The following is a 12,367-nucleotide window of genomic DNA, read 5'->3' as shown; positions in this document are numbered from 1 at the left end:
TTAAAGCGTCATCGCCAGCCAGCCAAGGCCCACGCCGATTCCGGCGCCGAGCAGCAGCCATGCCGTGCGCGAAGGCCCCCGCGGCGCAGGCAGGGGGGCGAGCGGCGGCAGCGGCGGCGCGGCGCCGGGATTGGGCACCATCGCTTCCAGCCGCTTGAGGACGTCGGGAAGACCGGCGAGGGCGCGGACGCTTTCGACGATCCGGTCGGCGACGACCGCCTCCGGGCCAAGCTCGTCGCGCATCCAGTCCTGTACGAAGGGGCCGGAAATCTCCCACATGTTGACGTCGGGATCGAGCGCGAGCGCGACGCCCTCCACCATCACCATCGTTTTCTGGAGCAGCAGCAGGTGCGGCTGCGTCACCATGTCGAACTGGCGGGTGATCGAGAACAGGCCGTCGAGCATGTTGCCGATCGAGATGTCCTTCACGGGCAGGCCGCGGATCGGCTCGCCCACCGAGCGCAGCGCGGTTTCGAACTCGGCCATGTCGTGATGCGGCGGCACGTACTGCGCCTCGAAATGGATTTCGGCGACGCGCGCGTAGTTGCCGGTGAGGAGCCCGTGCAGGATCTCGGCGAGCCACAGCCGCGCCTGCCGGTTGATGCGGCCCATGATGCCGAAATCGACGACCGCGAGCCGCCCGTCCGGCAGCGCGAACAGGTTGCCCTGATGGAGGTCGGCATGGAAGAAGCCGTGCGCGATCGCCTGCCTGAGGAAGCTGCGGACGAGCGATTGCGACAGCAGCTTGCGGTCGATGCCCGCGGCGTCGACGGCGGCGAGGTCGGTGAGCTTCACCCCGTCGATCCACGCGATGGTGAGCACGCGGCGGCTGGTGCGCGCCCAGTCCACCTCGGGCACGACGAAGCCGGTCTCGGGGGTGAGCGCCGCCGCGAGTTCGGACGCGGACGCGGCCTCCATGCGGAGGTTCAGCTCGCGTTCCACCCAGCGGCGGAAATAGGCGATGGTGGCGCGCGGGCGCAGCCGGGCAAGCTCGCCGCCGATCGTTTCGGCGCGGACGGCGGCCCATTCGTAGGTCTCGATGGCGCGCGCGAAATCCGCCTCGATGCCCGGCTTCAGCACCTTCACGGCGACAGCGCGGCCATCGGTGGTGACGGCGCGGTGCACCTGCGCGACCGAGGCCGAGCCGACCGGCGTTTCCTCGAAGCTCGAATAGAGCGAGTCGAGCGGCACGCCGAAGGCCTCCTCGATCGAGGCCTTCACGGCGGCGAACGGCGCGGGGGGCAGGTTGTCCTGAAGCCGGGTGAGGTCCTTCGCGGCCTCCGGCCCGACGAGGTCGGGGCGGGTGGCGAGCGCCTGCCCGAGCTTGATCGCGGCGGGGCCGAGCGCCTGGAAGGCGTCGGCATAGCCGGGCGTTTCGGGCGCGCCGGTGCCGAAGCGGGCGAGGCGCGCGATACGGCGCAGCAGCGGCGGCGATTGCGGCGCGGTCTCGAGCTCGCGCAGCGCGCCGTGCCGCGCGAGCGTCCGGCCCCAGCGCAGCATCCGGAAGGCATGGACGAGAGAGGCGGTCAAATCTTCCAGCCGCCGTGCATGGCGACGACCCCGCCGAGAATGGGCCGCGCGGAGACGCGCGCGAAGCCCGCGTCTTCGATCATGGCCTTGAACGCCCCCATGTCGGGGAAGCGGCGGATCGATTCGACGAGGTACTGGTAGGCCTCCTCGTCGCGCGCGACCGCCTTGCCGATCTTCGGCACCACGTTCATCGAATAGCTGTCGTAGACGTCGGCGAACACCGGCCACTCGCAGCGCGAGAACTCGAGGCAGAAGAAGCGCCCGCCGAAGGTCAGCACGCGGTACGCCTCGCGGAGCGCGGCCGGGATGTCGGTGACGTTCCTTATGCCGAACGCGATCGTGTAGGCGTCGAAGCGCGCGCTTTCGAAGCTCAGCGTCTCGGCGTTCTGCTCGGACCATTCGAGGTTCGGGATGCCGCGCTTCGCCGCACGCTCCTTGCCGACGTCGAGCATCGCCGGGTTGATGTCCGCGACCGTCACCTTCGCACCGCGCTTCGCCATGCGGAAGGCGATGTCGCCGGTGCCGCCCGCCATATCGAGGACGCGCTCGCCGGCGCGGGGATTCACGGCGCGGACGAAATCGTCCTTCCAGAGCCGGTGCAGCCCGCCCGACATCAGGTCGTTCATCAGGTCGTAGCGCGCCGCGACGCGCGCGAAGACGGAGCCGACGCGCCGCGTCTTCTCGTCGGGGGCGACCTCCTGGAAGCCGTATGAGACTGTTTCCGACATGGGACGTTGCCTTAGCCCACGCTTGCCCCCTTCGTAAACGCGGCATAGAGGCTTCGGGCCATGCCCGAGCTTCCCGAAGTCGAAACCGTGATGCGCGGCCTGCGGCCGGTCCTCGAAGGCCGCCGCCTCGCGCGCGTCGAGGCGCGGCGGCCGGACCTGCGCTGGCCGATCCCGGCGGACCTCCGCCAGCGGCTGACGGGCGCGGTCGTCACCGGCATCCGCAGGCGCGCCAAGTACGGCCTCGTCGATACCGACCGCGGCGACACGATGATCCTGCACCTCGGCATGTCGGGCCGGATGCGCGTCGACCCCGAAACCGACGAGAAGCACGACCATATCGTCATCGAGACGGACGAGGGCCGCCGCGCCGTGCTCAACGACGCGCGCCGCTTCGGCTCGGTGCACCTCGTGCGGACGGGCGACCTCGACGGCCATTTCCTGCTGAAGGGCCTCGGCCCCGAGCCGCTCGGCGCGCCGGTCGATCTCTCCGGCTTCAGGGGACGGTTCGCGCCGGTGAAGGCGCTGCTGCTCGACCAGCGGCTGATCGCGGGGCTCGGCAACATCTACGTGTGCGAGGCGCTGTTCGACGCAGGGGTCCACCCGGCGCGCGAGGGCGGCAAGGTGAAGCGCGCCGAGCTTGCAAGGCTCGCCGCCGCGATTCCCGAGGTGCTGGAGCGCGCCATCGCCGCGGGCGGCTCCACCTTGCGCGATTACCGGCAGGTGGCGGGCGAGCTCGGCTATTTCCAGCACGAATTCCGCGTCTACGGCCGCGAGGGCGAGGCCTGCGTGCGCTGCGCCGCGCCGGTCGCCCGCATCGTCCAGTCCGGACGCTCCAGCTTCTATTGCCCGTCCTGCCAGAAATAGCGCGGGTCTAGCCGAACAGCGCCACCATCTGCCGCCCCGCCAGCACGGGGCGGCCCCGCTCATCCCACATGCCCATCGTCTGCGAGGTGTAGCCGTTCGCGCCGGTCTCCGCCGTCGAGCGGATGAGGTGCCAGCCCTCGCCGCTCGCCCCGGTGTCGAGCACCTCGATCTGCCATGTCGCGGTGCTGATCGGCGCGAACGTATTGAACATCGGCATCACCGCGGGCGGCGGCGTGTCGGCGAGGGCGAGCAGGCGCACGGCGGGCGGGATGCCGGCGGGCTCGCGCAGGCGGAACCAGTAGGCGATGTCGCCGTTCCCCGTGCCGTCGCCCGGCCTGCCGCCGAAGCCGACGCGCGCGTCGAACTGCTGGAGGAAGCTCAGCGGCGTGCGTTTGCGCCATAGCGGCTCGCACGCATCGGGAGCGGAGACGGCGGGCATCGGGAAATGGTCGATGCCGATCGCCGATTCGCGGCCGCTGCCGAACGCGAAGACGCAGCGCGTCGCCAGCGCCTCGCCCTGGCGGAGGTCGGCCTCCGCATAGGTCATCGACTTGCCCTGCCGCAGCACGCGCGAGCGCGCCGTCACGTCGCCTCCGGCCGGGCCGATGAAGGCGATCTGCGCCGAGCGGAGCGGCGGCAGGTCCGCGTGGGCGACAAGCGTCCCGGCAAGGCACAGCGCCGCCGAAAGCCCGCCGTAGGTGGTGCGCCCCTGCATCCATTCCCCGGTGATCGTGTAGCCCGCGCCGTCCCCCTCGATGCGCGCGGCGGCGAGCATTGCGCCCAGGCTTGTTGCCACGGTTCCGTCCTTGCCGTTCAAAAACGCCGGGAGACTATCGGCGGCCCGGACGCTGTACATCCCGAAACTTGTGAGGAAGGCGGCGGCAAAGCGTGCTTGACGGCGGCAGCGGCGCCTTGTAGGAGGCCCGCTTTCCCGGGCGCGGGTCTCCCCGCGTCCAGCCGGCCCGTGCGCCGGTCCGGATCAGGATCATTCGAGGACCCGATGGCGAATACACCGCAAGCGCGCAAGCGCATCCGTCGCAACAGCCGCCGCCAGGCGATCAACAAGTCGCGCGTCAGCCGCATCCGCACCTTCGTGAAGGGTGTCGAGGCCGCGCTCGAGGGCGGCAAGAAGGACGAGGCCGCCGCCGCGCTGAAGGCCGCGCAGCCGGAGATGATGCGGGGCGTCACCAAGGGCGTTCTCCACAAGAACACCGTGGCGCGGACCATCTCGCGACTCAGCAAGCGCGTGAAGGCGCTCGCCTGAAAATCCTTTGAATTCAAGGATCAAACGCCGCCGGATTCCGGCGGCGTTTTGCTTTGGGACACATTCGCGATTCGTTCCGCCTGCGTGACGGACCATGCCTTTCGGCGGGCCCGGAGCGGCGAATCGGCGGGCGTCCTTGTCAAATCTTTTATTTCATTTTCGTGGCACCGGCGGCCCTTGAAAGCCCGTCCGGGGCCTGCCTAAGGTGGCCCCCGGCTTCGCGCCAAAGGGGAGTTCGCTCCTTCCCCAAAGTGACGCAAGAGTACGCCGCGTTCCCGCCGATAGACCGGCGGGACGATGCTGTTTCGTTGGTTTGGCGTTCGGCGAGTCGCCGTGCGTGTGCCTTGGTCTGAGGATGCTGGGTTTGGGGGATATGACGCACGGCAAACAGGCGGGGAAACGGTGCGTGCCGGTGACGGACGCGGCCGGGCGCAGCCCGGCGCAGGGCGTCTCCCTGTTCCTCTCCGGCACCGATTCGGCCGAATCGATCTGGCAGACGATTCGCGCGCACCTGCGCGCCGAGTACGGCGCGCGCACCTACGACAGCTGGCTGAAGCCGCTCGCCCTCGTCAGCGTCGATGCCGACACGGTGACGCTCGGCTCGCCGACGCACTTCACGGCGGACTGGATCAGGAGCCATTTCGCGGAGCGGCTGCGGCTGCTCTGGGCGGCGCAGTCGCCTGCCGTCCGGCATGTCCGCATCGTCGTCGAGAACGGCCTCCGGGCCGCCGCCGCGGAGTCCGCGCCCGCGCCGGCGGCGGTGCGCGAGGAACCGGCTTTCGGCGTCGCGCTGGAGCCGCGCTACACGTTCGACAGCTTCGTCGTCGGCAAGGCGAACGAGCTTGCCTACAACGCCGCGCGCACGGTCGCCGAGGGCGGCCCCATCGACTTCAACCCGCTGTTCCTCCACGGCACCACGGGCCTCGGCAAGACGCACCTGATGCACGCCATCGGCTGGCAGATCCGGAGCGCCATGCCGGGCGCGAAGGTCGTCTACATGTCGGCCGAGAAGTTCATGGTCGAGTTCGTCTCGGCGATGCGCGACAAGGACACGCTGTCGTTCAAGCACCGGCTGCGCTCCGCCGACCTCCTGATGATCGACGACGTGCAGTTCATCGCGGGCAAGGATTCGACGCAGGAAGAGTTCTTCCACACGATGAACGAGATCATCTCGGCGGGGAAACGGCTGGTCATCACCGCCGACCGCTCGCCACAGAACCTCGAAGGCATCGAGAACCGCATCCTCTCGCGCCTCGCGTGGGGCCTCGTCGCCGACATCAACCCGGCCGACTACGAGCTTCGGCTCAGCATCCTCCTCGAGAAGATGAAGCGTCTGCCGGGCGCGACCGTCGGCGAGGACGTGATCGACTTCCTCGCGCGCAAGATCACCTCGAACGTGCGCGAGCTGGAGGGTGCGCTCAATCGCATCGTCGCCTACTCGACGCTGGTGGGCAAACCCATCGACCTCGATTTCGCGCGGCAGGTGCTGGCGGACGTGCTGAAGGCGCACGACCGCAAGGTCACGATCGACGAGATCCAGCGCAAGGTGGCGGACTACTACGCGATCAAGCTCAGCGATCTCCTGTCGGCGCGCCGCGCGCGCGAGGTGGCGCGGCCGCGTCAGGTGGCGATGTTCCTCGCCAAGCGCCTGACGCCGCGCTCGCTCCCCGACATCGGCCGCCGCTTCGGCGGGCGCGACCACACCACGGTGATGCACGCCGTGAAGCGCATCGAGGAGCTGCGCGCCGACGACAGCGAACTCGACGCCGACATCACGCGGCTGACGCGGATCATCGACGCATAGCGAAGTCGAGGGACGCACGACGTCGAGGTCATGTCCCCTCAGTCTTTCAGGTAGAACTCCACCGTCGTCACCACGCGCACCTTCTGCTCCGGCGATGCGTCGGCGGGGCCGCCCGAATCGCCGTCGCGCGACTGGATCGAGAAATAGCCCTGGCTCGCCGAGCGGATGCTGCCGACGCTCGCGCCCGAATCCTTGGCGAACTGTTCGGCGCCCTTGCGCGCGTCCTTGGTGGCTTCCGCGATCATCGCCGGCTTCACATCGTTCAGCTTCGTGAAGCTGTAGGCGATCGAGGGCCCGCCGTCCTCCAGCGCGACGCCGCGCGCCAGCAGCGCCGCCTGCCCGGCGTGCGCGGCCTTGGCCTCGGCGATTCTGGTGGTGCGCAGGCGGAACTGCTGGCGCACCTGAATCTGGTCGATGCCGTTGTTGTTCCACTGGCTGACGCTGATGCCCGCGGGCTGGAGGTCGGCTGCGGTGAAGCCGTGCTCGCCGAGATAGGTGCGGATCGTTTCCGCGTCCTGCGCGGCGTCGGCCTGCACGGCGGCGAAGTTGTTGCCCGTCGAGAGCGTGCGGATCGTCCACGTGGCGAGGTCGGCGGTCACGTCGCGCTCGGCGAGCCCACGCATCATGACGGCGCGGTCGGCGAGGCGCGCGCGCTTCAGCCCGTCGCCGAGGAGATAGCCGCCGAGGATGACGCCGATCGCCAGAATGGCGGCGGCTATGATGAGTGATGAGTTGCGGTTGGCGGTGTCAGCGGCCATTGTATGCCCCATAAGCGGTTTCGGCGCACTCTATCGCGTCCTGCCGCTGCACAACAGCTGAACGAAGAAAGGGCTCCATGCCGCGCGCCGATTTCCGGTTCTCGTTCCCCAAGCGCGTCCGCTACGCGGAATGCGATCCGCAGGGCATCGTCTTCAACTCCCGCTATCTCGAATATCTCGACATCGGCATCACCGAATACTGGCGCGCGGTCGGCATCTACGCCCTGTCGCCGACCGGCATGGGCCCCGAGTTCCACGTCGCGCGCAACGTCGTGGAATACAAGAAGCCGGTGCTGCTCGACGAGATGATCGACATCTGCGTACGCTGCCGCCGCATCGGCAACAGCTCGTTCCACCTCGACTACGAGATTCACGGCGCGGGTGCGGACGACCTGCGCGCGGTCGGCGAGCAGGTGGCGGTGAACGTCGCCGAAGCACGCGGTGCCCCCGCGCCGGTGCCGGACTGGGTCGTCCGCTGTTTCGAGGATTATGAAGGGCGCCCGCTCAGGGCGGAAAAGGCAGCCGCATGAAGTATCTCCATACGATGGTGCGCGTCAGCGATCTCGAGGCGAGCATCGCCTTCTACAATTTGCTCGGCCTCGACGAGGTGCGCCGGATGGACAGCGAGGCCGGGCGCTTCACGCTCGTCTATCTCGCCGCGCCCGGCGACGAGGACGCGCAGGTGGAACTCACCTTCAACTGGGACCCCGAGGTCTACACGGGCGGGCGCAACTTCGGCCATCTCGCCTATGCGGTGGACGACATCTACGACTCCTGCCGGCGGCTGATGGACGGCGGCGTCACCATCAACCGCCCGCCGCGCGACGGGCACATGGCGTTCGTGCGCTCGCCGGACGGCGTCTCGATCGAGCTTCTGCAAAAGGGCGAGCGCCTGCCGCCCGCCGAGCCGTGGGCCTCGATGCCCAACACGGGGGTCTGGTAGGCCGCCATGCTCGAGATCGTCCGCATCCCCGTGCTTTCCGACAACTACGTCTGGCTGGCGCACGATGCGGCGAGCGGCGAGACGGCGGTGGTCGATCCCGCCGTCGCAGAGCCGGTGCTCGCCGAGGCGAAGGCGCGCGGCTGGCGGATCACGCAGATCCTGAACACGCACTGGCACCCCGACCATGTCGGCGGCAACGCGGAGATCAAGGCGGCCACGGGCTGCGCCGTCACCGGCCCGAGGGGCGAGCAGGCGAAGATCACCGGCATCGACCGCGCGGTGGGCGAGGGCGATAGGGTACGGATCGGCGGCGCCGAAGGCCGCGTCATCGACGTGCCCGGCCACACGGCCGGGCATATCGCCTACAGCTTCCCCGAAGACGGCGTCCTCTTCTGCGGCGATACGCTGTTCGCGATGGGCTGCGGGCGGCTGTTCGAGGGCACGCCCGCGCAGATGTTCGACAGCCTCGGCAAGCTGATGGCGCTGCCCGACGAGACGCGCGTCTACTGCGCGCACGAATACACCGAATCGAACGGGCGTTTCGCGCTGACGGTCGAGCCCGGAAACGCGGCGCTTGCGGCGCGGCAGGCCGAAGTCGTCGCCATGCGCGGGCGCGGCGAGCCGACCGTGCCGTCCACCATCGGCCTCGAACGCGCCACGAACCCGTTCACGCGCGCCGAGGGCGTTGCCGAACTCGCGGCGCGGCGCACGGCGAAGGACAATTTCCGATAGGGGGACAGGGGCATCATGAAGCGACTTGCCGGACTTGCGATGGGTGCCGTCATGCTGTCCTCGGCCGGCCTCGCGGCTGAGCCCGTGCTGAAGGATCAGGGCGACCGCTATTCGGGCGCGCCGCACGCCACGCGGTCTGCCGTGCTCGGGCTGAACGGGATGGCCGCGACCAGCCAGCCGCTCGCGACACAGGTCGCGCTCGACGTGCTGAAGGAGGGCGGCAGCGCCGTCGATGCGGCCATCGCGGCGAACGCCGCGCTCGGCCTGATGGAGCCGACCGGGAACGGCATCGGCGGCGACCTGTTCGCGATCATCCGGGACCCGAAGACGGGGAAGCTCCACGGCCTCAACGCCTCGGGCCGCGCGCCTTCGGGGCAGAGCCTTGCCGCGCTCAAGGCGCGCATCGCGAAGACGCCGCGCGGCGCGCAGGACGCGGACGGCACGATTCCCGATTGGGGTGCGCTTTCCGTCACGGTTCCGGGCGCGGTCGACGGCTGGTTCGAGATGCACGCGAAGTTCGGCAGGCTGCCGATGCGGCGCGTGCTCGCCCCCGCGATCCGCTACGCGCAGCAGGGCTTCCCGGTCAGCGAGCTGATCGCGGAGTACTGGGCGCGCGGCACGGCGAGCTTCGAGACGCTGGCGAAGGCGGGCGTCATCGAGGAGATCGGGAACATGCGCCGGGTCTACATGCCCGGCGGCCGCGCGCCGAAGGAAGGCGAGGTCTTCCGGAATCCCGACCTCGCGCTGACGCTGATCGAGATCGCGGAAGGCGGACGCGACGCCTTCTACAAGGGTAGCCTCGCGCGGGCGATGGACGGGTATTTCCGCCGCATCGGCGCGCCGCACCGGTTGGCGGATTTCGCCGCGCATAGGTCCGAATGGGTCGATCCCGTCTCGGTCAATTATCGCGGCTACGACGTGTGGGAGCTGCCGCCGAACGGGCAGGGCATCGCCGCGCTGCAAATGCTCAATATCCTCGAAGGCTATGACCTGAAGGCGATGGGCCGCGCTTCGCCCGACTTCTGGCACGTGTTCGTCGAGGCGAAGAAGCGCGCCTTCGCCGACCGCGCGCGCTTCTATGCGGACCCCGCCTTCGCGAAGATCCCGCTCGCCGAGCTGCTCTCGAAGGACCGCGCGGCGAAACTGCGCGCGGCGATCGACATGGGCCGCGCCGCGAAGACGGACATGCCCGGCCTTGCCATCGAAGGCGCGGGCAAGGACACGATCTACATGGCCGTGGCGGACAAGGACGGCATGATGGTGAGCCTCATCCAGTCCAACTATCGCGGCATGGGCTCGGGGCTGGTGCCGGACGACGGCAGCGGCCGCACGCTCGGCTTCATGTTTCAGGACCGCGGCGCACAGTTCAGCCTCGATGCGAAGCATCCGAACGCCTACGCGCCCGGCAAGCGCCCGTTCCACACCATCATCCCCGCTTTCCTCACGAAGGACGGCGAGCCGCTGATGAGCTTCGGCCTGATGGGCGGCGCCATGCAGCCGCAGGGCCACGCGCAGATCGTCGTCAACATCGTCGACTTCGGCATGGGCGTGCAGGCGGCGGGCGACGCGGCGCGTTTCCACCACGGCGGCTCCACCGACCCCGAAGGCGGCGCGCCGATGACGGACGGCGGCGTCGTCGAGATCGAATCGGGCGTGCCGCAGGCGGTCGCCGAGGCGCTTCGCGCGCGCGGCCACACGGTGCGCTACGCGGTCGGCCCCTATGGCGGCTATCAGGCGATCTGGCGCGATCCGGGCACCGGCGTCTATCGCGGCGCCTCCGAAATGCGGAAGGACGGGCAGGCGGCGGGCTACTAAACCCCTTTGGATTCTGCTAGATTCGGGCAGTGGGGATCAGTGGAGACCAAACACATGCGTAGCCTGTTTCTGCTCACTGCGGCCGCCCTCGCGGGGTGCGCCGCGAACGATGGCCCGGCGCGCCAGGAGGCGCTCGGCGCCGTGCCCGGCAAGGCCGTCGGCGAGCCCGTGACCTGCATCCAGCAGCGCGACGTCGATCGCGTCGAGGCCGTGAACGACTATGTGGCCTTCTTCCACATGCGCGGGAGCCGCGTGTACCGGATGGACTTCCCGCAAAGCTGCCGGGGCCTCAAGAACGACGCGTTCAGGCACAGCTCGTCGATCGCGCAATACTGCCGCGGCGACATCATCACGCTGTTCGACACGACGACGAAGATGACCACGGGAAGCTGCGGCCTGTCGTCGTTCACGCCGTGGGAGCTGCCGCCGAAGGGCGAATAGCGCTACTCGGGGTTCCTGAGCAGCGCGGCGTCGGCGGCCTTGCCGGCGGGCGTGTCGCGCCCGGCGCGGACGGCGGCGTTCCACAACGCCCGGGCCTTCGCATAGTCGCCGTCCATCGCCGCCATGTTGCCCGCCTCGAGCTGCACGTCGGGGTCGTTCGGCGCGAGCCTGAGCGCGTTCGCGATTGCCGGGCGCGCGTCGTCGAGCCGCTCCTCGCGCCGCGCCAATGCGCCCAGCAGCAGCCAGCCCGCCGCGTCGTTCGGCGCGAGCGTGACCGCCTGTTCGAGATCGGCGCGGGCGCCGGTGCTGTTGCCCTGCGCCTCGCGGGCGCGGGCGCGGTCGATCAGCAGTTCGCCCTTCGCCTTGCCCTGCTGCGCCGCGAGCACGAGCGCATTGTTCAGCACCACCTCGGCGCGCGCGTACTGTCCCGCGAGCAGCAGCGCGTTGCCCGCCTGCCCGTAAAGCTCGGCGGCGGAGGCGTCGCCCTTCGATTCGGCGACGCGCGCCGCGTCCTCGAACGCACGCGCCGCGTCGGCGGGCCGGTTCGCGCCCATGTAGGCAAGGCCGAGGCAGTGCCGCGCGGGCACGCCGCCGCTCGCGTTCAGCCAGCGCGTCGCGGCGTCGATGGCGCCCGGTACGCCTTCGTTCGCGGCGCGCACGCAGTCCGCGTAGAGCGCGCGGTCGCCGGCGGGCGCGGCCGGTCCCGGCAGCGGCGCGACCACCTGCATCAGCATGAGGGCGGCGAGCGTCAGCATCTAGAGGTCCTCGATCACGCGCAGCAGCAGCGCGATGTCCTGCGGCCGCGACAGGCGGTGGTCGCCGTCTTTCACCAGCAGCGTCTGTACGTCGGCTGAACCGAGCGCCCCGGCAAGACGGAGCGAGACGGACCAGGGCACGTCCGGGTCGGCCTGCCCGTGCAGCAGCCGCACGGGGCAGGCAAGCGGGATCGGCCCGTCCAGCAGCCGGTTCGCCTCGCCCGAGCGCCAGAAGGCGGCGGTGGTGACATAGGGCTCGTCCGAATAGGCGGAGGGCTCGACGAGGTCCTCGCCGCGCGCGAAAGCGGCCTTCTGCGCGTCGCTGAAGCCCCAGTCGGTGAAATCGGGCGCAGCGGCAATGCCGACCAGCGCGGCGATGCGCCCGGGCATCGCCAGTGCGACGAGAAGCATCAGCCAGCCGCCCATCGACGAGCCGATCAGCACCAGCGGGCCTTGCGGCGCGGCGGCGGTGATGACGTCGAGCACGTCGTCGCGCCAGCGCGCGAGCGTACCGTCCCTGAACGCGCCGCCGCTCGCGCCGCAGCCCGAATAATCGAGCCGCAGGCAGGCACGGCCGTTTTCGGCGCACCACGCATCCACGGCGAGCGCCTTGCCGCCTTCCATGTCCGACATGTAGCCGGGCAGGAACACGAGCGTCGGGCCGGTTCCCGCGCGATGCGCGTAGGCAAGCGAAACGCCGCCGCGCGACGTGATCGTGGGCATGGAACTCCTG

14 protein-coding genes are annotated in these 12,367 nt (G+C 69.8%); 8 read left to right on the top strand and 6 right to left on the bottom strand.

Annotation, left to right across the window (positions count from 1 at the left end; genetic code table 11):
• Together ubiB and PE061_RS02475 are read right to left on the bottom strand one after the other, a co-directional pair.
• Complete coding sequence (ubiB, locus tag PE061_RS02480; protein WP_271257642.1) at positions 1-1,530, bottom strand: 2-polyprenylphenol 6-hydroxylase; 1,530 nt, start codon at positions 1,528-1,530, stop codon at positions 1-3.
• On the bottom strand, positions 1,527-2,258 hold the full coding sequence (locus PE061_RS02475; protein WP_271257641.1) for a class I SAM-dependent methyltransferase: 732 nt from the start codon (positions 2,256-2,258) through the stop codon (positions 1,527-1,529). The genes ubiB and PE061_RS02475 overlap by 4 nt, the downstream gene beginning before the upstream one ends.
• Positions 2,259-2,318: 60 nt before the next feature.
• On the opposite strand from PE061_RS02475, the gene mutM reads away from it, so the two are divergent.
• On the top strand, positions 2,319-3,122 hold the full coding sequence (gene mutM, locus PE061_RS02470) for a bifunctional DNA-formamidopyrimidine glycosylase/DNA-(apurinic or apyrimidinic site) lyase (RefSeq protein ID WP_271257640.1): 804 nt from the start codon (positions 2,319-2,321) through the stop codon (positions 3,120-3,122).
• A 7-nt stretch (positions 3,123-3,129) separates the two neighbouring features.
• Here the strand turns inward: mutM and PE061_RS02465 are convergent, their stop codons facing one another.
• Positions 3,130-3,918 (bottom strand): thioesterase family protein, encoded by a 789-nt coding sequence (locus PE061_RS02465; RefSeq protein ID WP_271257639.1) that lies wholly within the window; start codon positions 3,916-3,918, stop codon positions 3,130-3,132.
• 204 nt (positions 3,919-4,122) lie between these two features.
• Between PE061_RS02465 and rpsT the strand changes: the two genes are divergently transcribed.
• Both rpsT and dnaA read left to right on the top strand, forming a co-directional pair.
• Entirely contained in the window at positions 4,123-4,386 is a 264-nt protein-coding gene (gene rpsT / locus PE061_RS02460) for a 30S ribosomal protein S20 (protein WP_271257638.1), read from the top strand.
• 373 nt (positions 4,387-4,759) lie between these two features.
• Positions 4,760-6,190, top strand: a complete 1,431-nt coding sequence (gene dnaA / locus PE061_RS02455) for a chromosomal replication initiator protein DnaA (protein WP_271257637.1) — start codon at positions 4,760-4,762, stop codon at positions 6,188-6,190.
• Between the two features lie 38 nt (positions 6,191-6,228).
• Here dnaA and PE061_RS02450 read toward each other — a convergent pair whose 3' ends face one another.
• Positions 6,229-6,948 carry an SIMPL domain-containing protein gene (locus PE061_RS02450; RefSeq protein WP_271257636.1) on the bottom strand — a complete coding sequence of 240 codons (720 nt, stop codon included), beginning with the start codon at positions 6,946-6,948 and terminating at the stop codon, positions 6,229-6,231.
• A 77-nt stretch (positions 6,949-7,025) separates the two neighbouring features.
• Here PE061_RS02450 and PE061_RS02445 point away from each other — a divergent pair, with 77 nt between their 5' ends.
• The 5 genes from PE061_RS02445 to PE061_RS02425 are packed head-to-tail and all read left to right on the top strand — an operon-like array spanning position 7,026 to position 10,879.
• The gene (locus PE061_RS02445; protein WP_271257635.1) at positions 7,026-7,478 is read left to right on the top strand and encodes an acyl-CoA thioesterase; all 453 of its coding nucleotides are present in this window, start codon (positions 7,026-7,028) and stop codon (positions 7,476-7,478) included.
• Positions 7,475-7,891: a VOC family protein gene (locus tag PE061_RS02440; RefSeq protein ID WP_271257634.1), complete on the top strand. Its 417-nt coding sequence runs from the start codon at positions 7,475-7,477 to the stop codon at positions 7,889-7,891. Before PE061_RS02445 ends, PE061_RS02440 begins: the two co-directional genes overlap by 4 nt.
• A 6-nt stretch (positions 7,892-7,897) precedes the next feature.
• Positions 7,898-8,623, top strand: a complete 726-nt coding sequence (gene gloB / locus PE061_RS02435) for a hydroxyacylglutathione hydrolase (RefSeq protein WP_271257633.1) — start codon at positions 7,898-7,900, stop codon at positions 8,621-8,623.
• 15 nt (positions 8,624-8,638) lie between these two features.
• Positions 8,639-10,438, top strand: coding sequence for a gamma-glutamyltransferase family protein (locus tag PE061_RS02430; RefSeq protein ID WP_271257632.1), 1,800 nt, complete (start codon positions 8,639-8,641; stop codon positions 10,436-10,438).
• Between the two features lie 54 nt (positions 10,439-10,492).
• Positions 10,493-10,879 carry a DUF6491 family protein gene (locus PE061_RS02425; RefSeq protein WP_271257631.1) on the top strand — a complete coding sequence of 129 codons (387 nt, stop codon included), beginning with the start codon at positions 10,493-10,495 and terminating at the stop codon, positions 10,877-10,879.
• A gap of 2 nt (positions 10,880-10,881) precedes the next feature.
• Here PE061_RS02425 and PE061_RS02420 read toward each other — a convergent pair whose 3' ends face one another.
• Positions 10,882-11,634, bottom strand: a complete 753-nt coding sequence (locus tag PE061_RS02420) for a tetratricopeptide repeat protein (RefSeq protein WP_271257630.1) — start codon at positions 11,632-11,634, stop codon at positions 10,882-10,884.
• Positions 11,635-12,357, bottom strand: coding sequence for an alpha/beta hydrolase (locus PE061_RS02415; RefSeq protein WP_271257629.1), 723 nt, complete (start codon positions 12,355-12,357; stop codon positions 11,635-11,637).
• Positions 12,358-12,367: the final 10 nt, after the last annotated feature.

Origin of the sequence: Sphingosinicella microcystinivorans (assembly GCF_027941835.1) — a bacterium.
In the GTDB taxonomy this organism is placed as follows: domain Bacteria; phylum Pseudomonadota; class Alphaproteobacteria; order Sphingomonadales; family Sphingomonadaceae; genus Sphingosinicella.
Note: the sequence above shows the minus strand (reverse complement) of the source record. Positions and strands in the feature narration are given on the sequence as shown.

Bases quoted from the DNA above. Each gene is read 5' to 3' on its own strand.
- PE061_RS02440 (WP_271257634.1), top strand. From the start codon at position 7,475: ATGAAGTATCTCCATACGATGGTGCGCGTCAGCGATCTCGAGGCGAGC.
- PE061_RS02475 (WP_271257641.1), bottom strand. From the start codon at position 2,258: ATGTCGGAAACAGTCTCATACGGCTTCCAGGAGGTCGCCCCCGACGAG.
- PE061_RS02420 (WP_271257630.1), bottom strand. From the start codon at position 11,634: ATGCTGACGCTCGCCGCCCTCATGCTGATGCAGGTGGTCGCGCCGCTG.
- PE061_RS02415 (WP_271257629.1), bottom strand. From the start codon at position 12,357: ATGCCCACGATCACGTCGCGCGGCGGCGTTTCGCTTGCCTACGCGCAT.
- PE061_RS02430 (WP_271257632.1), top strand. From the start codon at position 8,639: ATGAAGCGACTTGCCGGACTTGCGATGGGTGCCGTCATGCTGTCCTCG.
- gloB (WP_271257633.1), top strand. From the start codon at position 7,898: ATGCTCGAGATCGTCCGCATCCCCGTGCTTTCCGACAACTACGTCTGG.
- PE061_RS02450 (WP_271257636.1), bottom strand. From the start codon at position 6,948: ATGGCCGCTGACACCGCCAACCGCAACTCATCACTCATCATAGCCGCC.
- dnaA (WP_271257637.1), top strand. From the start codon at position 4,760: ATGACGCACGGCAAACAGGCGGGGAAACGGTGCGTGCCGGTGACGGAC.
- PE061_RS02425 (WP_271257631.1), top strand. From the start codon at position 10,493: ATGCGTAGCCTGTTTCTGCTCACTGCGGCCGCCCTCGCGGGGTGCGCC.
- rpsT (WP_271257638.1), top strand. From the start codon at position 4,123: ATGGCGAATACACCGCAAGCGCGCAAGCGCATCCGTCGCAACAGCCGC.
- mutM (WP_271257640.1), top strand. From the start codon at position 2,319: ATGCCCGAGCTTCCCGAAGTCGAAACCGTGATGCGCGGCCTGCGGCCG.
- PE061_RS02445 (WP_271257635.1), top strand. From the start codon at position 7,026: ATGCCGCGCGCCGATTTCCGGTTCTCGTTCCCCAAGCGCGTCCGCTAC.